Origin of the sequence: Novosphingobium sp. NPDC080210, from assembly GCF_050281025.1 — a bacterium.
In the GTDB taxonomy this organism is placed as follows: domain Bacteria; phylum Pseudomonadota; class Alphaproteobacteria; order Sphingomonadales; family Sphingomonadaceae; genus Novosphingobium.
Map to the genome: position 1 here is coordinate 214,656 of NZ_JBNNWL010000001.1, position 22,501 is coordinate 237,156.

23 protein-coding genes and 1 tRNA gene are annotated in these 22,501 nt (G+C 65.4%); 16 read left to right on the forward strand and 8 right to left on the reverse strand.

The features are described 5' to 3' along the window. Positions 1–2 precede the first annotated feature (2 nt). The 6 genes from mce (at position 3) to ACQKOE_RS01080 (ending at position 7,469) form a co-directional block, all read left to right on the forward strand. Complete coding sequence (gene mce, locus ACQKOE_RS01055) at positions 3–443, forward strand: methylmalonyl-CoA epimerase (protein WP_427511177.1); 441 nt, start codon at positions 3–5, stop codon at positions 441–443. Positions 444–495: 52 nt separating this feature from the next. Next, positions 496–1,284 (forward strand): enoyl-CoA hydratase-related protein, encoded by a 789-nt coding sequence (locus ACQKOE_RS01060; protein WP_427511178.1) that lies wholly within the window; start codon positions 496–498, stop codon positions 1,282–1,284. Positions 1,285–1,411: 127 nt separating this feature from the next. Continuing rightward, positions 1,412–3,532, forward strand: coding sequence for a methylmalonyl-CoA mutase (gene scpA, locus ACQKOE_RS01065; RefSeq protein ID WP_427511179.1), 2,121 nt, complete (start codon positions 1,412–1,414; stop codon positions 3,530–3,532). Between the two features lie 11 nt (positions 3,533–3,543). Beyond that, positions 3,544–4,818 carry an O-acetylhomoserine aminocarboxypropyltransferase gene (locus tag ACQKOE_RS01070; RefSeq protein WP_427511180.1) on the forward strand — a complete coding sequence of 425 codons (1,275 nt, stop codon included), beginning with the start codon at positions 3,544–3,546 and terminating at the stop codon, positions 4,816–4,818. A gap of 173 nt (positions 4,819–4,991) precedes the next feature. Next, positions 4,992–7,010 (forward strand): biotin carboxylase N-terminal domain-containing protein, encoded by a 2,019-nt coding sequence (locus tag ACQKOE_RS01075; RefSeq protein WP_427511181.1) that lies wholly within the window; start codon positions 4,992–4,994, stop codon positions 7,008–7,010. 24 nt (positions 7,011–7,034) lie between these two features. Next, the gene (locus ACQKOE_RS01080) at positions 7,035–7,469 is read left to right on the forward strand and encodes a DUF488 family protein (protein WP_374589611.1); all 435 of its coding nucleotides are present in this window, start codon (positions 7,035–7,037) and stop codon (positions 7,467–7,469) included. On the opposite strand, the gene ACQKOE_RS01085 is transcribed toward ACQKOE_RS01080, so the two are convergent. Then, complete coding sequence (locus ACQKOE_RS01085; RefSeq protein ID WP_427511182.1) at positions 7,466–8,236, reverse strand: cyclase family protein; 771 nt, start codon at positions 8,234–8,236, stop codon at positions 7,466–7,468. The genes ACQKOE_RS01080 and ACQKOE_RS01085 overlap by 4 nt on opposite strands. A 45-nt stretch (positions 8,237–8,281) precedes the next feature. On the opposite strand from ACQKOE_RS01085, the gene ACQKOE_RS01090 reads away from it, so the two are divergent. Next, entirely contained in the window at positions 8,282–9,058 is a 777-nt protein-coding gene (locus ACQKOE_RS01090; RefSeq protein ID WP_427511183.1) for an acyl-CoA thioesterase, read from the forward strand. A 14-nt stretch (positions 9,059–9,072) separates the two neighbouring features. Here ACQKOE_RS01090 and ACQKOE_RS01095 read toward each other — a convergent pair whose 3' ends face one another. From ACQKOE_RS01095 to ACQKOE_RS01110, 4 genes are all read right to left on the reverse strand, one after another. Beyond that, positions 9,073–10,587 (reverse strand): peptide MFS transporter, encoded by a 1,515-nt coding sequence (locus ACQKOE_RS01095; RefSeq protein WP_427511184.1) that lies wholly within the window; start codon positions 10,585–10,587, stop codon positions 9,073–9,075. Positions 10,588–10,985: 398 nt separating this feature from the next. After that, a complete protein-coding gene (locus tag ACQKOE_RS01100; protein WP_374589615.1) occupies positions 10,986–11,177 on the reverse strand; it encodes a DUF3008 family protein in 192 nt (63 codons plus the stop codon). Between the two features lie 420 nt (positions 11,178–11,597). After that, entirely contained in the window at positions 11,598–12,704 is a 1,107-nt protein-coding gene (gene aroB, locus ACQKOE_RS01105; RefSeq protein WP_427511185.1) for a 3-dehydroquinate synthase, read from the reverse strand. Further along, the gene (locus ACQKOE_RS01110; RefSeq protein WP_427511186.1) at positions 12,695–13,270 is read right to left on the reverse strand and encodes a shikimate kinase; all 576 of its coding nucleotides are present in this window, start codon (positions 13,268–13,270) and stop codon (positions 12,695–12,697) included. Before ACQKOE_RS01110 ends, aroB begins: the two co-directional genes overlap by 10 nt. Positions 13,271–13,318: 48 nt before the next feature. Here ACQKOE_RS01110 and ACQKOE_RS01115 point away from each other — a divergent pair, with 48 nt between their 5' ends. The 5 genes from ACQKOE_RS01115 (at position 13,319) to ACQKOE_RS01135 (ending at position 18,774) form a co-directional block, all read left to right on the forward strand. Beyond that, a complete protein-coding gene (locus ACQKOE_RS01115; protein WP_427511187.1) occupies positions 13,319–13,480 on the forward strand; it encodes a hypothetical protein in 162 nt (53 codons plus the stop codon). Beyond that, entirely contained in the window at positions 13,477–15,297 is a 1,821-nt protein-coding gene (locus ACQKOE_RS01120) for a hypothetical protein (protein ID WP_427511188.1), read from the forward strand. Before ACQKOE_RS01115 ends, ACQKOE_RS01120 begins: the two co-directional genes overlap by 4 nt. Further along, the gene (locus ACQKOE_RS01125; protein ID WP_427511936.1) at positions 15,294–16,178 is read left to right on the forward strand and encodes a tyrosine recombinase; all 885 of its coding nucleotides are present in this window, start codon (positions 15,294–15,296) and stop codon (positions 16,176–16,178) included. The genes ACQKOE_RS01120 and ACQKOE_RS01125 overlap by 4 nt, the downstream gene beginning before the upstream one ends. Positions 16,179–16,235: 57 nt before the next feature. Then, positions 16,236–17,183: an acetyl-CoA carboxylase carboxyltransferase subunit alpha gene (locus tag ACQKOE_RS01130; RefSeq protein WP_374589620.1), complete on the forward strand. Its 948-nt coding sequence runs from the start codon at positions 16,236–16,238 to the stop codon at positions 17,181–17,183. Between the two features lie 85 nt (positions 17,184–17,268). Next, positions 17,269–18,774, forward strand: coding sequence for a M48 family metalloprotease (locus ACQKOE_RS01135; RefSeq protein ID WP_427511189.1), 1,506 nt, complete (start codon positions 17,269–17,271; stop codon positions 18,772–18,774). A 76-nt stretch (positions 18,775–18,850) separates the two neighbouring features. Here the strand turns inward: ACQKOE_RS01135 and ACQKOE_RS01140 are convergent, their stop codons facing one another. Together ACQKOE_RS01140 and ACQKOE_RS01145 are read right to left on the reverse strand one after the other, a co-directional pair. Further along, entirely contained in the window at positions 18,851–19,039 is a 189-nt protein-coding gene (locus tag ACQKOE_RS01140; RefSeq protein ID WP_427511190.1) for a Flp family type IVb pilin, read from the reverse strand. A gap of 94 nt (positions 19,040–19,133) precedes the next feature. Beyond that, a complete protein-coding gene (locus tag ACQKOE_RS01145) occupies positions 19,134–19,316 on the reverse strand; it encodes a Flp family type IVb pilin (protein ID WP_427511191.1) in 183 nt (60 codons plus the stop codon). Between ACQKOE_RS01145 and ACQKOE_RS01150 the strand changes: the two genes are divergently transcribed. The 4 genes from ACQKOE_RS01150 to ACQKOE_RS01165 all read left to right on the forward strand — a co-directional run bounded on the left by ACQKOE_RS01150 (position 19,315) and on the right by ACQKOE_RS01165 (position 21,411). Further along, positions 19,315–19,815, forward strand: a complete 501-nt coding sequence (locus tag ACQKOE_RS01150) for a (deoxy)nucleoside triphosphate pyrophosphohydrolase (protein ID WP_427511192.1) — start codon at positions 19,315–19,317, stop codon at positions 19,813–19,815. The genes ACQKOE_RS01145 and ACQKOE_RS01150 overlap by 2 nt on opposite strands. Positions 19,816–19,860: 45 nt before the next feature. After that, positions 19,861–19,937: transfer RNA gene (locus ACQKOE_RS01155), tRNA-Arg, on the forward strand. Positions 19,938–20,140: 203 nt separating this feature from the next. Beyond that, complete coding sequence (gntA, locus tag ACQKOE_RS01160; protein ID WP_427511193.1) at positions 20,141–20,815, forward strand: guanitoxin biosynthesis heme-dependent pre-guanitoxin N-hydroxylase GntA; 675 nt, start codon at positions 20,141–20,143, stop codon at positions 20,813–20,815. Further along, positions 20,812–21,411, forward strand: a complete 600-nt coding sequence (locus tag ACQKOE_RS01165; protein ID WP_427511194.1) for a DUF1989 domain-containing protein — start codon at positions 20,812–20,814, stop codon at positions 21,409–21,411. Before gntA ends, ACQKOE_RS01165 begins: the two co-directional genes overlap by 4 nt. On the opposite strand, the gene ACQKOE_RS01170 is transcribed toward ACQKOE_RS01165, so the two are convergent. Beyond that, positions 21,371–22,399, reverse strand: coding sequence for a glycosyltransferase (locus ACQKOE_RS01170; RefSeq protein WP_427511195.1), 1,029 nt, complete (start codon positions 22,397–22,399; stop codon positions 21,371–21,373). The two genes, ACQKOE_RS01165 and ACQKOE_RS01170, sit on opposite strands and share 41 nt — an antisense overlap. Positions 22,400–22,501: the final 102 nt, after the last annotated feature.

Genomic DNA, 22,501 nt, shown 5'->3' on the forward strand with positions numbered 1-22,501 from the left:
CCATGAAGCTTGGCCGTCTGAACCACATCGGCGTTGCAACGCCGTCCATCGCGGAATCCATCGTGTTCTACCGCGATGTGATGGGCGCGACGAAGATTCACGAACCGTTCGACCTGCCGGACCAGGGCGTGAAGGTCTGCTTCGTCGATACCCCCGGCGCGGATGGCGCGCTGAACGGCACGCAGATCGAACTGATCGAGCCGCTTCCCGGCAACACCTCGATCGCCAGCTTTCTGGAAAAGAACCCGGCGGGCGGGCAGCACCACGTCTGCTACGAAGTGCCAGACATTCACGCGGCCAAGGCCTGGTTCGAAAGCCAGGGCAAGCGCGCGCTGGGCGAACCCCGCATCGGCGCGCATGGCACGCTGATCTTCTTCGTCCACCCCCGCGACATGCAGGGCGTGCTGACCGAGATCATGGAAACGCCGAAAGAAGCGCACTGAATAGGGCTTCGCTCACCCGGCGGGCCCCAAAGAATGGAGAGAGGGAAAGACGATGGCTGAATACGAAACGATCCTGACCGAACGCGTGGGCAACGTGCTGAAGATCACGCTGAACCGGCCTGAACGCCTCAACGCGGCGTCGATCCCGCTGGCGGAAGAACTGGGCGCGGTGTTCTATGACCTGGGCGATGCGCGTGCGGTTCTGATCACGGGTGCGGGCAAGGGCTTCTGCTCGGGTGCGGACCTGGCAGCGCGCGGCGAACAGAGCGCGATCCAGCAGAAGGGCGGCAGCCACCGTGCGCTGCAGAACTATTACAACCCGCTGATCACGCAGATCCTGCGCTGCCCTGTGCCGGTGGTGACCGCCGTCAACGGTGCAGCGGCTGGTGTCGGCTGCTCGATTGCGCTGGCGGGCGATTTTGTCCTGGCGGGCAAGAGCGCCTATTTCCTGCAAGCCTTCGTCAATATCGGCCTGGTGCCGGACGGCGGCAGCACCTGGCTGCTCGCCCGCGCGATTGGTCGTGCCCGTGCCACCCGCATGATGATGCTGGGCGAAAAGATCGGGGCCGAGCAGGCCGAGGACTGGGGCCTGATCTACAAGGCGGTCGCCGACGAAGCGCTGATGGACGAAGCCATGGCGCTCGCCACCCGCCTGTCGGAAGGGCCGACCGTGTCCTACTCGACCATGAAGGCCAACATCCAGACCGCGCTGGACGGCACGCTCAGCCAGGTTCTTCTGGCCGAAGCCGAAGGCCAGCGCGTGGCTGGAGCCAGCGAGGATGCGGCGGAAGGCGGCATGGCCTTCCTGCAAAAGCGCAAGGCCGAGTTCAAGGGTAAGTAAGCAGTTCTTTGCTGGACTGGGTCCCGGCCTGCGCCGGGATGACGAAAAGAAGCGTCACCCCGGCGCAGGCCGGGGCCCAGTCCGGACAAAGACACCGCGCAAGTGTCAACTTAATCGAGTGGAAGTAATGGCGAAGATCGAAGACTGGCAGGCCGCAGCGGCGAAAGAGGTCAAAGGTAAGGACCTGACCTGGCATACGCCCGAAGGCATCGCGGTAAAGCCGCTTTACACGGCGGACGACGTGAAGGCCGATCCGGGCCTGCCGGGCTTCGCGCCATTCACGCGCGGGGTGCGGGCCAGCATGTATGCCGGGCGTCCCTGGACGATCCGCCAGTACGCCGGTTTTTCGACGGCCGAGGAATCGAACGCTTTCTATCGCCGCAACCTGGCGGCAGGGCAAAAGGGCCTGTCGGTCGCCTTCGACCTTGCCACGCACCGCGGCTATGACAGCGATCACCCGCGCGTGGTGGGCGACGTGGGCAAGGCCGGGGTTGCCATCGACAGCGTCGAGGACATGAAGATCCTGTTCGACGGCATCCCGCTCGACAAGATGTCCGTCTCGATGACCATGAACGGCGCGGTCATCCCGATCCTGGCCTTCTTCATCGTTGCGGGCGAGGAACAGGGCGTTCCGACCGAGCAGCTCGACGGGACCATCCAGAACGACATCCTCAAGGAGTTCATGGTCCGCAATACCTATATCTACCCGCCCGAACCCAGCATGCGGATCATTTCGGACATTTTCGCCTATACCAGCGCCAAGATGCCGAAATTCAACAGCATTTCGATTTCCGGCTATCACATGCAGGAAGCCGGGGCGACGCAGGTTCAGGAACTGGCCTTCACCATTGCCGATGGCATGGAATACGTGAAGTACGGCGTGGCCAGCGGGCTGGACATCGACAAGTTCGCCGGACGCCTGTCGTTCTTCTTCGCCATCGGCATGAACTTCTTCATGGAAGTTGCCAAGCTGCGCGCCGCGCGCGTGCTGTGGCACCGGGTGATGACGCAGTTGGGGGCCAAGGACGAACGCTCCAAGATGCTGCGCACCCACTGCCAGACCTCGGGCGTGTCGCTGCAGGAGCAGGACCCCTACAACAACGTCATCCGCACCACGATCGAGGCCATGGCCGCGATGCTGGGCGGAACCCAGTCGCTCCACACCAATGCCCTGGACGAGGCGATTGCCCTGCCGACTGATTTTTCGGCCCGCATTGCCCGCAACACCCAGATCGTGATCCAGGAAGAAACGGGCATGTGCAACGTGGTCGATCCGCTGGGCGGGTCGTACTACATCGAAGCGCTGACTCAGGAACTGGTCGATAAGGCGTGGGAAATCATCGAACGCGTCGATGCCGAGGGCGGCATGGCCAAGGCGGTTGCCGCCGGTTGGCCCAAGGCGATGATCGAGGAAGCCGCCGCTGCGCGCCAGGCCCGGGTGGACCGGGGCGAGGACGTGATCGTCGGCGTCAACAAGTACCGCCTCGCCAACGAAGACCAGCTGGAAACGCTGGAAGTCGATAACCACGCCGTGCGCGAAGGGCAGATTGCCCGGCTGAAGCGCGTGCGCGAAACCCGCGACGAGGCGAAGTGCCAGGCCGCTCTTGCCGCCCTGACCGAAGGCGCGAAGTCAGGTGCCAATCTGCTGGAGCTAGCAGTCGAAGCTGCCCGCCAGCGGGCCACGCTGGGCGAGATCTCCGACGCAATGGAAGCCGTGTTCGGCCGCTTCGGCACTGTACCGACTCCGGTCAAGGGCATCTACGGCGCAGCCTATGCCGAGGATACGCGCTACAACCAGGTGATCGAAGGGGTTGAGGCTGTGACCCGCCGTCTGGGCCGCAAGCCCCGCATGCTGGTCGCCAAGATGGGTCAGGACGGGCACGACCGCGGCGCGAACGTGATTGCGTCCGCGTTTTCCGACATGGGCTTTGACGTGACCAGCGGACCGCTGTTCCAGACCCCGGAAGAGGCCGCGCAACTGGCGCTTGCGAATGACGTCGACGCAGTCGGTGCATCCTCGCTTGCCGCCGGGCACAAGACGCTGATCCCGGAACTGATCGGCCATCTCAAGGCTGCTGGCCGCGCCGACATCAAGGTCGTCGCGGGCGGGGTCATTCCGCCGCAGGACTATGACTTCCTGCGCGAAGCCGGGGTGCAGGGCATCTATGGCCCCGGCTCCAACGTGGTCGAATGCGCGGCGGACATGCTCCGCCTACTGGGCCACAACATGCCGCCGCTTGACGCCTGAAGGAGGCACCGATGACGCAGAAGCTTGAAACGCTGACCATTCATGCCGGGTGCGAGCCTGATCCGACCACCAAGGCGCGGATCACGCCGATCTATCAGACCGCCAGCTATGTGTTCGACGATGTCGATCACGCGGCGGCGCTGTTCAATCTGGAGCAGTTCGGCAACATCTACACCCGCCTGATGAACCCCACCAACGGGGCCTTCGAAGGCAAGATTGCCGCGCTGGAAGGCGGCGCGGCGGCGCTGGGCTGTGCCTCTGGCCATGCCGCGCAGTTCCTGGCGTTCCACACCCTGATGGAGCCGGGCTGCGAAATCGTTGCGGCGAAAAAGCTTTATGGCGGCTCGCTCAACCAGCTGGCCCATTCGTTCCGCAAGATGGACTGGCACGCGAAGTTCGTCGACGCCGACGATCCGGCCAATGTGGCGGCTGCGATCACCGACAAGACCCGCGCGGTGTTCATCGAAAGCCTCGCCAATCCGGGCGGGGTGGTTCAGGACATTGCCGCCATTGCCGAAGTGGCCCATGCCGCTGGCGTTCCGCTGATCGTCGACAACACCATGGCTTCGCCGATGTTGTGTCGCCCGATCGAGCACCGCGCGGACATCGTGGTTCATTCGGCCACCAAGTTCCTCGGCGGCCATGGCAATTCGCTGGGCGGCGTGATCGTGGACGCGGGTCGGTTCGACTGGGCGAAGGACGGCAAGTATCCGTACCTGTCGCAGCCCAACCCCAGCTATCACGGCAAGGTCTTTACCGAGGCCTTCGGCAATCTGGCCTTCATTCTCGCCTGCCGCGCGCTGGGTATGCGGGATCTGGGGCCGCAGCTGGCACCGATGAACGCCTTCCAGATCCTCACCGGCATGGAAACCCTGGCCCTGCGGATGGAGCGGCACTGCGCCAATGCGCTGCACCTGGCGCAGTGGCTCCAGAACCATCCCAAGGTGGCCTGGGTCAGCTATTCGGGCCTGCCGGAAAGCCCCTATCACCAGCTTGCGCATCGGTACCTGGGCGGCAAGTTCGGCTCGGTCTTCACCTTTGGCGTGAAGGGCGGGTACGAGGCCGGGGTCAAGCTGGTCCAGTCGGTCAAGCTGTTCAGCCACCTGGCGAACCTGGGCGACACCCGCTCGCTGATCATCCACCCCAGCTCGACCACCCACCGCCAGCTTGAAGAAGCCGCGCAGGTCGAGGCCGGGGCCGGTCCGGACGTGATCCGCGTTTCGGTCGGTATCGAGCATATCGACGATATCGTGGCCGATCTGGCCCAGGCGCTCGAGCAGGTCTGAGCGCCATGTCGGCTTTCCGTCTCTTCCGTCATGCTGAACTTGTTTCAGCATCCATCTCGCCGATCCAGCCAAAGGTCTGCGGGGCGCGATGGACCCTGAAACAAGTTCAGGGTGACGAGAGTGGCGAACAACAAGCTCCAACCAATCCAATTCAGATCAGACTGGATCGCTGAATGTTCAAGAAAATCCTCATCGCCAACCGTGGCGAAATCGCATGCCGGGTGATCAAGACTGCCCGCCGCATGGGTATCCAGACCGTCGCGGTCTATTCCGATGCCGATGCCCGCGCGCCGTTCGTGCAGATGGCGGACGAGGCCGTGCACATCGGCCCGTCGCCCGCCGCGCAGTCCTATTTGATCGCGGACAAGATCATCGCCGCGTGCAAGCAGACCGGGGCCGAAGCGGTTCACCCGGGCTATGGCTTCCTGTCCGAGCGTACCTCGTTTGCCGAGCAGCTCGCGGCTGAGGGCATTGCCTTCATCGGCCCGCCGGTCGGCGCGATTGCGGCGATGGGCGACAAGATCGAATCCAAGAAGCTGGCCAAGGAAGCGGGCGTCAATGTCGTCCCTGGCTTTGTCGGTGAGATCGAGGATACCGAGCACGCGGTGCGCATCTCGAACGAGATCGGCTATCCAGTGATGATGAAGGCCAGCGCGGGCGGCGGCGGCAAGGGCATGCGCCTGGCCTATGACGAAAAGGACGTGCGCGAAGGCTTTGAAGCGGTGAAGCGCGAGGGCCTGAACTCGTTCGGCGACGACCGCGTCTTTATCGAGAAGTTCATCCTCAACCCGCGCCACATCGAAATCCAGATCCTGGGCGACCAGCATGGCAACATCCTCTACCTGAATGAGCGCGAATGCTCGATCCAGCGCCGCCACCAGAAGGTGGTGGAAGAAGCGCCGTCGCCTTTCGTGACGCCCAAGATGCGCAAGGCGATGGGCGAACAGTGCGTCGCCCTGGCCCGCGCGGTCGGCTATTACAGCGCCGGTACGGTCGAGCTGATCGTCTCGGGCGCGGACCCCAGCGGGGAGAGCTTCTACTTCCTGGAAATGAACACCCGCCTGCAGGTGGAGCATCCGGTCACCGAATGCATCACCGGGATTGACCTGGTCGAACAGATGATCCGCGTGGCTGCGGGCGAGAAGCTGGCCTTCACTCAGGACGACATCAAGATCGAGGGCTGGGCGATCGAGAACCGCGTCTATGCCGAAGACCCCTATCGCGGCTTCCTGCCCAGCACGGGCCGTCTGGTGCGCTACCAGCCACCGGTCGATGGCTGGACCGAGGATGAGGACGGCAACGGACGCCGCGGCGTGGACGGCGTGCGCGTGGACGATGGCGTCTATGAAGGCGGCGAAGTCTCCATGTTCTATGACCCGATGATCGCCAAACTGATCACCTGGGGCAAGACCCGCGACGAAGCGGCCGACAAGCAGATCGAAGCGCTCGACCGGTTCGAGATCGAGGGGCTGGGTCACAACATCGACTTCGTTTCCGCCATCATGCAGCACCCGCGCTTCCGCTCGGGCGAACTGACCACCGGCTTCATTGCCGAGGAGTATCCGGACGGCTTCAGCGGCGCGGCGACTTCGGACGAGGCGCTGGGCCACCTAGCCGCAATTGCCGGTTTCGTCGCCACGGCGCGGGCCGACCGGGCGCGGCAGATCGACCAGCAGCTCAACGGTGAGCTTGAACCGCCCTACGATTGGTCGGTGAAGATTGGCGGGCGGACCTTCACGGTTGAGCTGGAAGAGGAAGTGCTGGTCAACGGCGAGCCGCTCGACATCGGCATCAGCTACACTCCCGGCGAGCGCCTGATCGAAGCGCACGTCGAAGGGCAGACCTACGGCGTCAAGCTGGAGCCGACCCGCACCGGCCTGAAGATGACGACGCGCGGCGCGATCCACAATGTGCAGATCCTGCCTGCACGGGTGGCGAACCTGACCCAGCACATGATCGAGAAGGTGCCGCCAGACCTGTCCAAGTTCCTGATCTGCCCGATGCCCGGCCTGCTGGTCGCGCTGCACGTGGCCGAGGGGGACAAGGTCGAGGCCGGACAGCCGCTGGCCGTGGTCGAGGCGATGAAGATGGAGAACATCCTGCGCGCCGAGAAGTCCGCTACGGTCAAGAAGGTCAATGCCAAGGCGGGCGACAGTCTGGCGGTCGATGCGGTGATCCTGGAACTGGAGTAAGCGGCGGGGCGTTTCGCCTTGGTCATGCCCACGATCTGGACCATCGGTTACGAACAGACCACCATGCCCGCCTTCCTTGCCGCCTTGCAGGGGGCGGGGGTGGAGCTTGTAGCCGATGTCCGCGCCATTGCGGCCAGCCGCCGCCCTGGCTTTGCCAAGAACGCGCTGGCCGCGAACCTGGCCGAAGCGGGAATCGACTATCGCCACTTCCGCGCGCTCGGCACGCCGCCCGATGGCCGGGCTGCTGCCCGGGCGCTCGACCTGCCCAAGCTGGAGCGGATCTATGCCGGGCAGCTTGAACTGCCCGAAGCCATGGCCGCCGGGGCAGAACTGGCCGATCTGGCGCACCAGCGCCGGGTCGCTCTGCTCTGCTACGAACGCGATCCGGCCTGCTGCCACCGCACCCTGCTGCGGGGGGCGGTGCTGCCGGACTGCGTGGCGGTTGACCTCTATCCCTAGCCGTCGATCAGCGCGACCGCGCGGATCCAGCCCGCGCTCGCCCCTTCGATCTTCACCGGAAAGCAGCTGACCGTGAAACCTGTCGAGGGTAGGGCGGCCAGATTGGCGAGCTTTTCGATCTGCCAATAGGGACGGATGCGCCCGGCCTTGTGGCCTTCCCAGATGATCGCCGGATCGCGCGTTTCGGACCAGCGCCGCGCGGTGTGGCTGAAGGGCGCATCCCATGACCAGGCATCGGTGCCGACCACTTCCACGCCCCGCTCAGTCAGCCACAATGTCGCTTCCGCGCCCAGGCCAACGCCCTGATCGGTGAAGTTGTCCGTGCCATAGATCGCCCCGGATTGGACCAGAACGATGTCGAGCGGTTGCAGCGCATGGCCGATGCGCGCCAGTTCCGCCTCTACCTCGGCAGCGGTGACCACGTGGCCGTGGGGCAGGTGGCTGAAATCCAGTTTCACGCCGGGGCGGAAGAAGCGGTCGAGCGGAGCCTCGTCAATCGTCGGGGCCGGGCGCGCGCCGCTGTCCGTGGTCGAATGGTAATGCCACGGTGCATCCATGTGCGTGCCGTTGTGGGTCGAGAGGGTGAGCGTCTCGACCGCCCAGCCTTCGCCATCGGGCAGGTCCTGCTTGGTCAGGCCGGGGAAGAACAGCGCGATCTGGGCCCAGGTCTCGGCATGATCGGTATAATGGATCTGCGGCAGCATCTGGGGCGGATCGGAGATCACCTTGGTCGTGATCGGGATCGACAGGTCGATGAACTTTGTCATGGGGAGAGGATTGACCCGGTTTCCGTTTACGTCAATGGAAAGTGCATGAGCCTTCCTCAAGTCCTTGCCGCCGCGCGGCCGATCGACGGCGGATTTGCCGCCACTGTTCCCGCCGACTGGATGCAGGGCCGCACGGCCTATGGCGGCTTTTCCGCGGCACTCGCCCTGATCGCGGCGCAGCGCGCTGCGGACGACCTGCCGCCGCTCCGTTCGGCCACGGTCAACTTTGTCGGCCCGCTTTCGGGCGATGTCGAAGTGCGCGCCAAGGTGCTGCGGCGCGGGCGCAATGCCAGCTGGATCAGCGCCGAAGTAACCAACGAGAGCGGCGTTGGGCTGACGGCTACTTTCGTGTTCATGGGCCCGGTCGAGGCGAGCAGCCTGCACCTGCATGACGTGCCGATGCCCGCCCACACCGTGCCGCTGGACCAGGCCGTGCCGCTGCCGGAACGCGCCGGTCCCAGCTTTGCCCCCAATTTCGAGCGCCGCTTTGCCCAGCCGCGGACCGAGGAGAAGGTGCCGGAAATCCTGTGGTGGGAACGCCTGAAGGACACCGAAGGCCTCGACCCGATGGTCGCGCTGATCCTGCTGGCCGATGCGCTGCCGCCCGGCGTCATGCCGCTGACTGGATCGGTGCCGATCAGTTCGATGACCTGGCTGATCAACCTGCTCACCCCGCTGCCGCAGACCGACGACGGCTGGTTCCTGCTCCAGGCGCTAGGCAACTATGCCGAGAAAGGCTGCTCCAGCCAGGACATGGCGATCTGGAACACGCGCGGCGAGGCGGTTGCCGTGGGGATGCAGTCCATCGCGGTCTTTGGCTGAGGCGCCGCACCCGGTCATGCCGGGGATGCGGCCAGCCGTTTGCCCATGACCGCGCGGAACAGCGCAAATCCGACCAGACCGGCAAAGGCGGAGCCGACATGGACCAGCCAGAAGGTCGGCGTGTCCATGGTCGAATACCAACCGCCGATGATCCCCACCGTCTTGTTGGCGGTGAAGAAGGCCAGGTAGTAGATCCCGACCACCGTGGCGTTGATCGCGCGCGGGGCGACCTTGGTGAACAAGGCCAGGCTGACCGGCATGATATGGGCAAAGCCGATGGAGTTGAGCAGGTGGAACAGCACCGGCCAGCCCAGGCCGATCTTGCCCGCGCCCTGGGTGAGCGCGGCGGCATAGAGGCACAGGCCGCCAGCGATCACGAACAGGCTACCGATGATCATCTTGCCGATCTCGTCCGGCTCCCAGCCGCCCTTGCCGCTGCGCCATTTCCAGTACAGCGCGACTGCGGCCAGCATCGAAAAGCTGAGCGCCGCGTCGATGGTGATCATGTAGCTGGTGGGCAGGGTGGTGCCGAAGAAGGTCAGCTGGAAATGCTCGTCCGCCCAGACGAGGTAAGCGTTGAAGATTTCCTGATTGGTCAGGACCGACAGTGCCAGGATCGGAATCAGCAGCAGCAGCGCGAACACGCGGGGGCGGTCTGACCCGCTGACCGCGCCAAGCAGGCCCAGCGCAACGGACAGGCCGACCTGCCCGGAAATGCCCATTTCAGCGATTTGCGGAACCGCAGGCGCCAGCAGCATGAGCACGGCCAGGGACAGCGCGGCAAAGCCCAGCAGCCTGGCCCCGTTCACCCCGTCGGAGGACTGCGCGGCCCGCTCGGCCCGGTCCTCGCCCGGGAGCCACGGACCGGCCTTGATGTACAGCAGCAGGCCCGCAACCATGACCACGCCCGCCGCGCCAAAGCCGTAATGCCAGCCGACCTTTTCGCCCAGGGTGCCGGAAATCAGCGGGGCGACGATCACGCTGACGTTGATCGCGATGTAGAAGATCTGGAAGGCCATGGCCCGGCGCAGGTCGTTCGGGCCGTACAGCTCACCCACCTGGCTGGCGATATTGCCTTTGAACAGGCCGACACCGATCACCAGGGCGATCAGCGCGAACAGGAACAGCCCTTCGAAAGCCATCAGGAAATGGCCCACGGCCATGACCACGGCCCCGGCCAGCAAGGTCGCCCGCCGGCCCAGCCAGCGGTCCGCAATCAGCCCGCCCGCGATGGGGGTGAGATAGACCAGGCTGGTGTAGTCCCCAAAAATCGCCGAGGCGAGCGGCTGGCCTTCCTTGCCGTCATAAGCGACGGCTTGAAGCCATTGCAGGCCGAGCACATTGCCGATGTTTTCCGGCAGCAGCAGGTACTTGACCATGTAGAGCACCAGCAGGGTCTGCATGGAGTAATAGGAAAACCGTTCGCACCCTTCGACGAAGGCGAGGTAGCCAAGGCCCTTGGGGTGGCCCAGGAAGGCCCGGTCGTGCGGCGGGGCTTCCAGCTCCGGCGTGGCTTCGGCAGCAGTCATGGCAGTCCCCGCAATAGTTTCGTTTGCAACGGGCTAGCGGCATGGTCCCGCGCTGGCAAGTTGACACAGTTGACACCCTGTTCACTTCTTCCAACAGGCGCAAAGCCGCAGGGAAGGCGAAGTTCCTGCGTCAGGCGGGACATGTGCGCGCGTGGGAAAAGGAAAAAGTTGCCGCTTAGGCGCGCTGTTGCGGCATGGGAAAGGTGCACGGGTTTCATCCTGCCGACGATGTCAGATTGCGGCAGAGTAGGAAAATTCGGTATATCCTCCGTCATCCCGGCGCAAGCCGGGACCCAGTACAAAACAAGATGCCGCCGCTTCGCGGCACCGCTTTCTATTTGAGGGCTGGGCCCCGGCCTGCGCCGGGGTGACGGGATTGATTGGTGTAGGACGTAGCGCTAGTCGCTCTTGCGCACGTGCTCCGGCTTGCCCTTGCGCTTGGTCGAGGCGAAGTCTTCCAGTTCGTCCTCGCTCATCGAGGCTTCCATTTGTCTGGAGGCCCCGCGCAACTTGCTCTTGGGCGTTTCGCCGCGCTTGGCGGACAGGGCGGCTCCGGCGGCTTTCTGCTGGGCCTTGGACTTGGCGGGCATGACGGGTTCCTTTGGCTGGGGTGGCAAAGGAACAGTACGGGATGGGATCGGTTCCGACCTTCCCCGCCAAGCACCGTCACCCTGAACTTGTTTCAGGGTCCATTCCTCGGTTTAGCCGAATGTTTCGTGGAAGGCGCGACCGCGCGGTCGTGTGCCGGTCGAGGCTTCGGCGCAAACTGCCCGATGGATCCTGAAACAAGTTCAGGATGACGGGAAGTGGGAGGTGAGGGTCGCTTGGGACGCCCTGGATTGCTTCGCTGCGCTCGCAATGACTTCGCCCGCAAACCAAACCTCCGTTCGTGCTGAGGAGGTTCCGAAATCGAAGATTGAGGGACCGTCTCGAAGCACAGCACGCGGCCCTTCGAGACGCCTTTCAGCTTGCAGCTTCAAGGCTCCTCAGGGCGAACGGCTTGGAAGTATTTACCCCGCCAGTTCCCCGTCCAGGAACCGCGCCACTTCGGCCAGATCGACGTCCTTGGCCAGGAAAGCCTCGCCGATGCTCTTCAACAGCACGAACGGCAGGGTGCCGGCGTCCATCTTCTTGTCGTGCAGCATGTGCTGGACCAGCGCCTGACCGTTGCAGTTGAGGCCCAGCGCAGAAATCTCGCTCGCCATGCCGACTTCTGCGAAATGGCGCGCGATGCATTCCGCGCTGTCCTGCGTCATCAGGCCGCGGCGGGCGGAGAAGCGGGCGGCGAGGACCATGCCCAGCGCGACCCCTTCGCCGTGAAGCAGGCGGCTGGAAAATCCGGTCTGCGCCTCCAGCGCGTGACCGAAGGTATGGCCCAGGTTGAGCAAGGCGCGCAGGCCCAGGGTTTCCTTCTCGTCTTCCTTGACGATCCGCGCCTTGGCCGCGACCGAGTGAGCCACGGCATATTCGCGCAGGGCCGCGTCCCCGGCCAGCATGGCCGCGCCGTGGGCCTGGCACCAGGCGAAGAAGTCCGCGTCGCCCAGCAGGCCGTATTTCACGACTTCGGCGTAACCGGCTTTCAGTTCGCGCTCTGGCAGGGTGTCCAGAGCCGCGAGGTCGGCCAGGACCAGCGAGGGCTGATGGAACGCGCCGACCAGGTTCTTGCCGGCGGGCGTGTTGATCGCGGTCTTGCCGCCCACGCTGGAATCGACCTGGGCGAGCAGGGTGGTGGGAAGCTGGATGAACTTGCAGCCGCGCTTCAGGATCGCGGCGGCAAAGCCGGTGAGGTCGCCAATGACGCCGCCGCCGAGCGCCAGAACGTGGTCGCCGCGCTCCACTTCCTCGGCTAGCAGCCAATCGACCGTGGCGGCAAGCTGCTCCCAGTTCTTGCTCGCTTCGCCGGGGGGAAGGATGCGCCAGACCGCCTCGTGCCCGCCTTCGTGCAGGGCCTGTTCGACCACGCCGCCCCAGGCCTTGTGGACCTGGGCGTCCGTAATCACCGGCACCCGGCGCTTGCGCAGGCGGCCGCTGCATTGCTCGGCCAGGCTGGCGAGCAGGCCCGTGCCGATCCGCACTTCATAGGGAGCGCCGGCAATGTCGACGGGGATCACAGCCATTCGGCAATTCCTTTCAGCACGCGCGCCACGGTGCGGCTTTGCGGGCCGGTGGAGCTCATCACCCGGATCGGCGCCTGGGCATAGGCCGGTTCGCGCTCTGCCTTCAGCCGGGTGAGGATTTCGCGCGGGTCGCCATCCTTCAGCAGGGGGCGCGTGTCTTTCCGCCCGACGCGGTCGACCAGCACGTCGATCTCGCTGTCGAGCCAGACGGCAATCGCCTTGTCGAGGATCAGGGCGCGGGTTTCGTCGTTGACGAAGGCGCCGCCGCCCGTGGCGATCACGCAGCGCGTGCCGGGGCCGTCGATCAGGCGGGCAATGACGCGGCGTTCCCCGTCGCGGAAATAGGGTTCGCCGAACTGGGCGAAGATTTCGGAAATCGACATCTGCGCGGCGCGCTCGATCTCGTCGTCGGCATCGACGAAGGGCACGTGCAGCAGGCTCGCCAGCTTGCGCCCGATGCTCGATTTGCCCACGCCCATCAGGCCGACCAGCACGACCGGACGGTCGATCCGCTGGACCAGTGCCTCTATTTCAGCGGGCGAAAGCGTGGATTCGTCATGTTCCATTGCGGCCCCGCCTATAGATAGGCTAACCGGCAGTGCAAGTTTCCGAACATGGAGAAGTGGCGCGTGGCAATAAGTGGGCGCAAGTCGGTGTTGGGTTTCGCTGTCGTGCTGATCGTTGCCGCTGTCCTTGTCTGGGCGTGGAGCGATGGCGGCGAGCGTCCGGTTTCGCCGCAGATCGCGCCTGCGACCCTGCCGGGAGTCGCCCGGTGAAGCGCCTGCTGCTGATCACCGCCGGGGCCGCCGTGGCGCTGTCCTCGGCCCTGGTCATGGCGCAGGATTCGCCCGAATCGCTGCTGCCGCCGGGCTTTGAACGGCCCAAGGCCGCGCGGCCCGCAGCCCAGCCGCAACCGCAGCCCGGCTCCACTCCGGTGATCCAGCCCCTGCCGAGCGAGGGCACTGCCACGAGGACCGCTGCGCCGCGTACGCTTCCCAATGGCCAGCGCATTCCGACGCTGAAAGAGATCGAGGCGATGTCGCCGGAGGAGCTCGACGAGCTGCTGGGGCTCAAGCCCAAGTTCGACATTCCGCCCGCTGCGCGCCGTTCGATGAGCCAGGTCGGCGTGCTGGGCGCGGGCGAGGGCGGCTTCTCGCCCGGATCGCTGGGCGGACAGGACGCGCGGCTGGTCGGGCGCTTGCTGGATGGGAACAAGGGGCGGCTGGTCTCGCGCTGGGGGCATATCCTGCTGCGCCGCGCGCTGGTTTCGCGGCTGGATGCGCCGCAGGGCATGAACCCCGCCGACTTTGCCGGACAGCGCGCCAGCCTGCTGATCCGCATGGGCGAAGGGCCGCTGGCCCGCTCGGTCGTGCAGGACGTCGATGCGGCCAACTATACCCCCAAGCTGACCGATGCGGCGCTGGATGCCTATGCCTTTACCGGCGACATTACCGGGGCCTGTCCGATGCTGGCGGTGCAGGGCGGGGCACGCAAGGACGTGGACTGGCGCGTGCTGCGGGCGATCTGCGCCTCGTTCCAGGGCGATGGCGCTGCGGGCATGGCCCAGCTTGACCGCCTGATCGGCCCCAATGGGTGGAAGCGGACCGACGGCCTGCTTGCGATGAAGTACGCCGGGGCCGCAGGCAAGGTGCGCCGCGCGGTCAAGGTGGAATGGGACGATGTCGAGGGGATGACCCCGTGGCGTTATGCCCTGTCCATCGCCGTCGGGCTGGAACCGCCGGAAAAGCTGATGAAGGATGCAGCGCGCCGCTATACCCTGGTCAATGCCACGGCGCCGATGCTCTCGCTGCAATCGCGCGCCCTGGCGGGGGACAAGGCGGCTGGGCAGGGCATCCTGTCGAGTGCGGCCATGGTCGATCTCTACAGCCAGATCTATGCCCAGCCGGACATCGAGGGCGATCTCGCCACCATGGCAGAGACGCTGCGCACGGCCTACGTCGGCGAAACGCCGTCGGAACGGATGGCCGCTATCCGCAAGCTGTGGGACGGCGCGCCCGATGCAGAGGCGCGTTACTCCCGCCAGGTGCTGACCGCCTATGCCGCCGCGCGCATGCCGGTATCGGAGGATTTCGCGGACGACGCGCCGGAACTCATCGCCTCGATGCTGGCGGCGGGGCTGGACCGCAATGCCCTGCTCTGGACGGCGCAGGCCGAAGCGGGTTCGCAGGCCTGGGCCCTGCTCGCACTGGCCGCGCCGCAGCGCGCCCCGGTCGAGGCCGGGCCGCTCTACAGCTTCTACGACGATGATCCCAGCGACGACTATCGCAAGAGCGCCTTCCTGCTGGCGGGGCTCTATGGCCTCAACCGGCTCGACGCTGGCCTCGCCAAGGAATTTGCCGACAAGTTGAAGGTCGACCTCAACCGGCGGAGCAACTGGACGCGCCTGATCGATCAGGCCGCCGATGCGAACAACCAGGCGCTGGTCGCCATGCTCGCGGGCGTGGGGATGCAGGGCAATAGCTGGGAACTGATGACCCCGCTGCACCTCTACCACATCGTCTCCGCGCTTAACCGCGTCGGGCTGGGGGCAGAGGCGCGGATGATTGCCGCCGAAGCGGTCGCGCGGGGCTGACGATTACCGACGCGGTAGAAACCTTCCTGGCCATGCTGGCGGCAGAGCGCGGCGCGGCGGCCAATACGCTGGCCGCCTATCGCCGCGACCTGGAGGGAGCAGAGGAAGCGATCGGCGATCTGGTTCATGCCGACAATGCCGCACTCGCCTCTCTTGGAGCGGCCTGGTCGGGCCTGGCACCCAGCAGCCTGGCCCGCAAATGCTCCGCGCTGCGGCAGTTCTATGGCTTCCTGGTGGACGAGGGCTGGCGCAAGGACGATCCTTCGCCCGCCCTGCCACGCCCGCGCGCGCGCCGCCCACTGCCGCGCCTGCTGAGTCACACCGAGGTAGAGGCCCTGTTCGCCCGCGCCGAGGAAGAAGCGGCGGGCGACAAGCCGGATGCCGTGCGGATGCTGGCGCTGCTGGAACTGCTCTATGGTTCGGGCCTGCGCGCGACGGAGCTGGTGTCGCTCCCGCTTTCCGCCGTGCCACGCGACGCTCCGTTCCTCACCGTGACCGGCAAGGGCGGGCAGCAGCGCATGGTGCCGGTCAGCACGCGGGCGCGTAAGGCGCTGACCCGCTGGCTGGCCCTGCGCGGCGATGCGGGCAAGGCCCTGTTTCCCTCCACCAGCCGCCAAGGCCACCTGACCCGCATCCGCCTGTTCCAGCTGCTCCGCGCGCTCGCCGCCCGGGCCGGGATCGATCCGGAAAAGGTCAGTCCGCACGTCCTGCGCCATGCCTTTGCCACGCACTTGCTGGAGGGCGGGGCCGATCTGCGCGTGTTGCAGACCCTGCTGGGCCATGCCGATATCGCCACCACGCAGATCTATACCCATGTCGATTCGGCGCGGCTGGTGGCCCTGGTCAATGCGCGGCACCCGCTTTCGCGCCAAGCGAGCTAGGGATAGTGGCCCGCTTGGCTCTTGCCGAGCGCGGGAAGGGGGGCTAGCGCGAACAGCATGATTTCCTACCTTGAGTTCGAAAAGCCCGTTGCAGCGCTGGAAGCCCGGATTGCCGAGCTGCGCCAGACCGCTGCCGAAGGTGACGTCGATATCGCCGCCGAAATCCGCCGCCTGGAAATGAAAAGCGCGGACCTGCTGGCCGCGACCTACAAGGCGCTGACCCCGTGGCAGAAGACGCAGGTTGCGCGCCATCCGATGCGCCCGCACTTCGTCGACTATGTTGCGCAGTGCTTCACCGATTTCATGCCGCTGGGCGGAGACCGCTATTTCGGCGACGACCAGGCGATCATCGGCGGCTTTGCCAAGCTGGGTGACCGCCGCGTCATGCTGATCGGCCACGAAAAGGGCCACGACACGCAGACCCGCATCAAGCACAACTTCGGCATGGGCAAGCCCGAAGGCTATCGCAAGGCGATCCGCCTGATGGACCTGGCCGGGCGGTTTGGCCTGCCGGTCGTCACGCTGGTCGATACGTCCGGGGCCTTTCCGGGCGTCGAGGCGGAAGAGCGCGGCCAGGCCGAGGCCATTGCCCGCTCGACCGAGGCCTGCCTGGGCCTGCCGGTGCCGATGGTCGCGGTGATCGTGGGCGAGGGCGGTTCGGGCGGCGCAGTCGCGCTGGCCAGCGCCGAACGCGTCCTGATGCTGGAACACGCGGTCTATTCCGTCATCAGCCCGGAAGGCTGCGCCTCGATCCTGTGGCGCACGGCCGAAAAGGCCGCCGATGCAGCCGAGGCGATGAAGGTTACGGCGCAGGATCTGCTGGCGCTGGGCGTCATCGACCGGATCGTGAAGGAACCGATCGGCGGCGCGCACCGCGATCCGGCCCTGACTGCGCAGGGACTGTCCAAGGCCATCGGCGAAGAGCTGGACGAACTGGGCAAGCTCTCTCCGGAAAAGCTGCGGGCCAAGCGCGAAGAGCGCTTCCTGCGCATCGGCGAGAACTGAGCAGAGCGGAACCTTCGGGGGTTTCCATGCGTTTCAACGGTGTATAACCGTTAAACGTCGGAAATTGCTGAAAGGATAGTCCGCCATGCCCGCCAGTTCCTTCCCCGCCAAGCGCGCGGCAACCCTGCTGATGGGCGCGGCCCTGGCCCTGCCGGCCTGCGCCGCCGGTACCTCTGGCTCGACCGCGAGCGCTCAGGGATCGACCGGCGCGGTCCAGGCGATCAGCACGCAGGAAAAGCAGGAAGGGGCGAAATATCACCCGCAGCTGCTCGCCGAATTCGGCGGTGCGGTTCAGGGGCCGCAGGCGAATTATGTCGCCTCAGTGGGCAAGAAGATTTCGGTCCAGTCGGGCCTGTCCAACGCGCAGAGCGACTTTACCGTCACCTTGCTGAACTCGTCCGTGGACAATGCCTTCGCCATTCCGGGCGGCTATGTCTACACCACCCGCCAATTGGTTGCGCTGATGAACAACGAGGCGGAACTGGCCGGGGTGCTGGGTCACGAAGTCGGCCACGTCGCGGCCCGCCACTCGGCCAAGCGCCAGTCGAACGCGATGAAGAACCAGATCATCGGCGTGCTCGGTGCGGTCCTTTCGGGCGTGTTCCTGGGCAACAGCCAGGTCGGCCAATTGCTGCAACAGGGCTTCATGCAGGGGTCGCAGCTGCTCACGCTCAAGTTCTCGCGCACGCAGGAGAACGAGGCGGACCGGCTGGGGATCGAATACCTGCGCCGGGCCGGTTACGATCCGCGCGCCATGTCCACCGTGCTGGCCAGTCTGGCCGCGCAAAACGCGCTGTCGGTGCGGCTGCTGGGCGCGCAAGAGAATCGCGTGCCGGAATGGGCCTCGACTCACCCCGATCCCGCGTCGCGCGTCTCGACGGCGCTGCGCCTGGCCGGAGCCAATCCGGGGGGCGTGCTGAACCGCGACGTGTTCCTGAATAATGTCAGCGGGCTGATCTATGGTGACGATCCGAAGGAAGGGATTGTCGAGGGGCGGACTTTCACCCATCCGGTCGAGCGATTCGCCTTCCAGGCGCCGCAGGGCTTCTTCCTGGTCAATGGCACCCGCGCGGTTTCGATCAGTGGCCAGACCGGCAAGGGGCAATTCACCATCGCCCAGTTCAATGGCGATCTTGATACCTATGTCCGCTCGGTCTTTGCCGGGATTGCCAAGGACAACCAGGTCCAGCTGACCCCGGCGGCGGTGCAGCGGACCACGGTGAACGGCATTCCGGCCGCCTTCTCGGTCGCGCGCGTCGCGCAAAGCAGCGGGGCGATCGACGTTACCGTGTTTGCCTATCAGATGGATGCGAACAAGGCGTTCCACTTCATGACGCTGACCCAGGCGGGGAGTTCGGGCGTGTTCGATTCGATGTTCGGCTCGATGCGCCGGATCAGCGCGAGCGAGGCAGGCTCGATTCGTCCGCGCAAGCTGACCGTGGTGACCGCGCGCAGCGGCGATACGGTTCAGTCGCTGGCGTCGCGCATGGCCTATACCGACGCGCCGCTGGACCGGTTCCTGGTGCTCAATGGCCTCAACGCCAATTCGCGGATCGTGGCGGGACAGCGGGTGAAGCTGGTCACGTACTGAGCCACGCGTCTCCCGCGCGCATAAGAAAAGGGCGGCAGGTTTCCCCGCCGCCCTTGTCTGTAAGAGCTTGCCAGCCTTAGGCCGCCGGAGCGCTCGAGTTGGCGGTCTGCATAGCGCCCTGTGCGCTGTTGAAGGTGGTCTGCAGTTCGCCACCCAGGCCCTGCAGGGCGCCGATTGCGGCAACGGCGATCAGAGCGGCAATCAGACCGTATTCGATAGCGGTCGCACCAGCTTCGTCGCGGAACAGCTTGTTGATGAACTTCATGGTCAGTCTCCTGTTAGCAGTCATTTTTCCCGGCTCTTTCCCTGTCACCCGGATCGAGCGTTTTCAGGGCTAGGTCCAATTCCTTGATATTTATTTAATTGCCGGGGTTTGTTGCTTCGCGGGTCTTGTCGGCGATGGTATCCCACATGTTGATGGCTTCGCCGGCGAATCCGTTCAGCGCTCCAAGCAGGGCAAGGACGATCAGCGCGCAAAGCAGACCCATCTCGACCGCGGTGGCACCGCGGTCATCCTTGAGAATTGCGATAAAGGTCTTCATGCGTGTGATTTCCCGCCCTCTGGTGGAACGGTCAGCGCATAGGCCGATCGTCCCTAAGGATTCGTTTAAGGAGCGGATAGGAATGAAAAAAATCCCGACAGTCGTGCTCGTCGTGGCCGTCGCGCTGCTTGACGATGCGGGGCAGGTGCTGATGCAGCGCCGCCGCCGGGGGGCGGAACATGGCGGTTTGTGGGAGTTTCCGGGCGGCAAGGTCGAAGTCGATGAAACGCTTGGCGAATCGCTTTGCCGGGAAATTTGCGAAGAGCTGGGAATCGCGCTGAACCCGGCCGTGCTGGAGCCGCTGACTTTCGCGACTTCGCCCGATCAGCCGCATGTCATCCTGCTTTACACTTGCCGCGACTGGACTGGCGAGCCGGCTTGCCTGGACGGGGAGGAGATCGCCTGGTTCGCGCCGGAGGCCGTTCTTTCGCTGGATATGCCGCCGCTCGACGTGCCTTTGGCACAGGCTCTGCTGGCTCGTGAAAAAAGGTCAAATTAGTCGCTTGCCAAGCCGGAATGTCGCCCCTATTAGCGCCTCTCCAACGCGCCCGTAGCTCAGCTGGATAGAGCATCAGACTACGAATCTGAGGGTCGGACGTTCGAATCGTTCCGGGCGCGCCATTTTCCCAAAGGGGTCTTCCGCAAGGAAGGCCCTTTTGCGTTTCGGGCCTTGCATCGGGCGGCCCAGAAGGAACCTGAACCGCCGCAGGGCGTTAGGTTCCACGGGGGTGCAATCCAGCCTGCGCTGACCAGCCTGCGCTGACGTTTTGCCGTGCGGTTTCCTGCGGCAATGCCTTGCGCTCTGGAAGATCAGAGGCCCCGCGATGCTGCTTTCTCCCGATACCGCCCAACTGGAACAAGGCCTGCTTGGCCGCATTGCGGAAAGCAGCTTTCCCTGCCTGGGCGCAAAGTCCGCCCTGGCGCGCGGGACGCTCAAGGTTCTGGCCTGCCACTCGCTGACCAGCACCTGGGATGACCTGCGTGTGCACCGCGAACTGCTCGCCTGGGCGGCGGACTATGCGCTTGAACCCGGCGGCCTGCGCAGTCTGGCCGTCGTGTTCGAAGGCCCGCTCGACCTGGACGAACCCGCGTTCGAGCGCGCGATGTGGAAGCGCATCCAGTCCTTTGCCGACAAGGACCACTGGCTGGGCCTGCCCTATGACGCGCGGGTCAGCGCCGATCCGGACGATCCGCATTTCTCGCTCAGCTTTGGCGGAGAGGCATTCTTCGTGATCGGGCTGCACCCCCATGCCTCACGCCCGGCGCGCCGCTTTCCGGCGCCGACGATGGTGTTCAACCTGCACGACCAGTTTGAAAAGCTGCGCGAGGAAGGGCGCTATGAAAAGATGCGGCAGCGGATCGTTGCGCGCGATTGCGATCTGGCCGGTGCGCCGAATCCGATGCTCGCCCGCTTTGGCGAAGTGAGCGAGGCGCGGCAATATAGCGGGCGACTGGTCGGCCCGGAATGGCGCTGCCCCTTCAGGGACCAACGCGCATGAGCGGCATTGTCGAGATAGCGCCGCGTTCGGGCACGGCCTTTCGGCTCAGGGCGGGCGAGCTTCTGACCGTGATCGATCCCGAGGGCGAGCAGGTCAGCGACCTGGTGGCCTTCGCGGCGCGGGACATGCGCGAAGTGCTCTCCAACGGGCGGACGTTTGATTACGAAGAGACGATCCGCCTGACGCAGGGAAACCGCATCTGGTCCAACCGCTCGCGCCCGATGCTGGAGATCGTGGCGGACAGCGTGGGGCAGCATGACTTCCTGCTGACCCCGTGCAGCGAGGCGACCTTCCGCGACTTCTATCCCACCAAGCCGGTTCACCGCGGCTGCATGGGCAATCTGGTCGAGGCCCTGGCACCCTATGGCGTGGAGGAGCACCAGATCCCCACCGCCTTCAACCTGTTCATGAACGTGCCGGTGGATGGCGAGAGCGGGAAGGTGCGGGTCCTTCCGCCGGTCAGCAAGGCGGGCGACAGCATCGCCTTGCGCGCGCTGATCGACCTGGTGGTCGGCCTGACCGCCTGTTCGGCCTACGATTCGAACGGCGGGAGCTTCAAGCCGATCCACTACCGGATCGATCAAGCGGCGGCCTGAGCGGCTGCTTCAGTGGGACTTCGCGGCGCAGGGTGGCAAGCGGGGTGGCGGCGCTTTTCAGGCGGCCCTGGCGATAGATCACGCCGCCCTGAAACACCCGGGTACCCAGGGCGAGCCATGCGGTGACGCCCCGTTCGGCCAGCCAGGCCGGACCCCATAGGGCACTGCTGGCGGGAAAGACCTTTGCTCCGCCTGCTTTCCGGCGTCCCGCTTCGGCGGCCAGGACTGCGACGGCGGCCGCTCCGGCAAGGCCCGCCAGACCCTTGCGCCGGGCCAGCAACGCCGCCAGCGGCAGGATCGCCAGTTGCGCGGCGAGGCGGCCCGGGCGGGCCCATTCATCATAGGCCTGGCGCACCCGCTGCGAGCGGAAATGCTTCGTTTCCGGCGGACGGCGGGTGACGAACAGGTCCAGCGCCAGCGCTTCTTCGCCCCCGGCTGCCTGGACCGTGCGGACCATCTCCAGGTTCTCGAACAGGACATCGCCCGAATAGCCTCCGGCCTGGATCAGGACATTGCGGCGCACGCCCAGCGTTCCGGGCCAGTCACCATCGCCGAGGCGGTTATAGAGGCTGCGCGCCGTGTCCCAGCGGGCGTGCCAGGGCAGGGGATGGAAGTGGTTCTGCGGCCGCACCACGTCATGCCGGTCGAGCAGGTCGAGCATCCGGCCCAGCTCCGCCGCGCGGTAACGAACGTCGTCGTCGGCGATCACCACGCGGTCATGGCGGGCGGCGTGAACTCCGGTCAGCACTCCGGCGACCTTGCCGTTGGTGGTGCTAAATTGCGGAGCCATGTGCCGCACCTGGCTGCCCCACAGCGCTGCATGGGCCTGGAATACTTCGGGCGGGGAGCCATCGACAACGATGACTTCATCCACTTGCCGCGACAACCGCCGTAAATAGCCGGTCAGTTCGCGCAGCTGCGGCGTGGATGCGGCAATTGGCAGGACATAGCTGGCTTCTAGGAGGGGGCGGCGATCAGTACTTTGCAAATGGTCCATCGGGCTGAAACGCACCGCGCCGCAACTGGTTCTCCCGCGTAAAACATTAATTCAAAGCGGTGTTTGCTTGTTGTAGCATGGGCATGCGCGCCC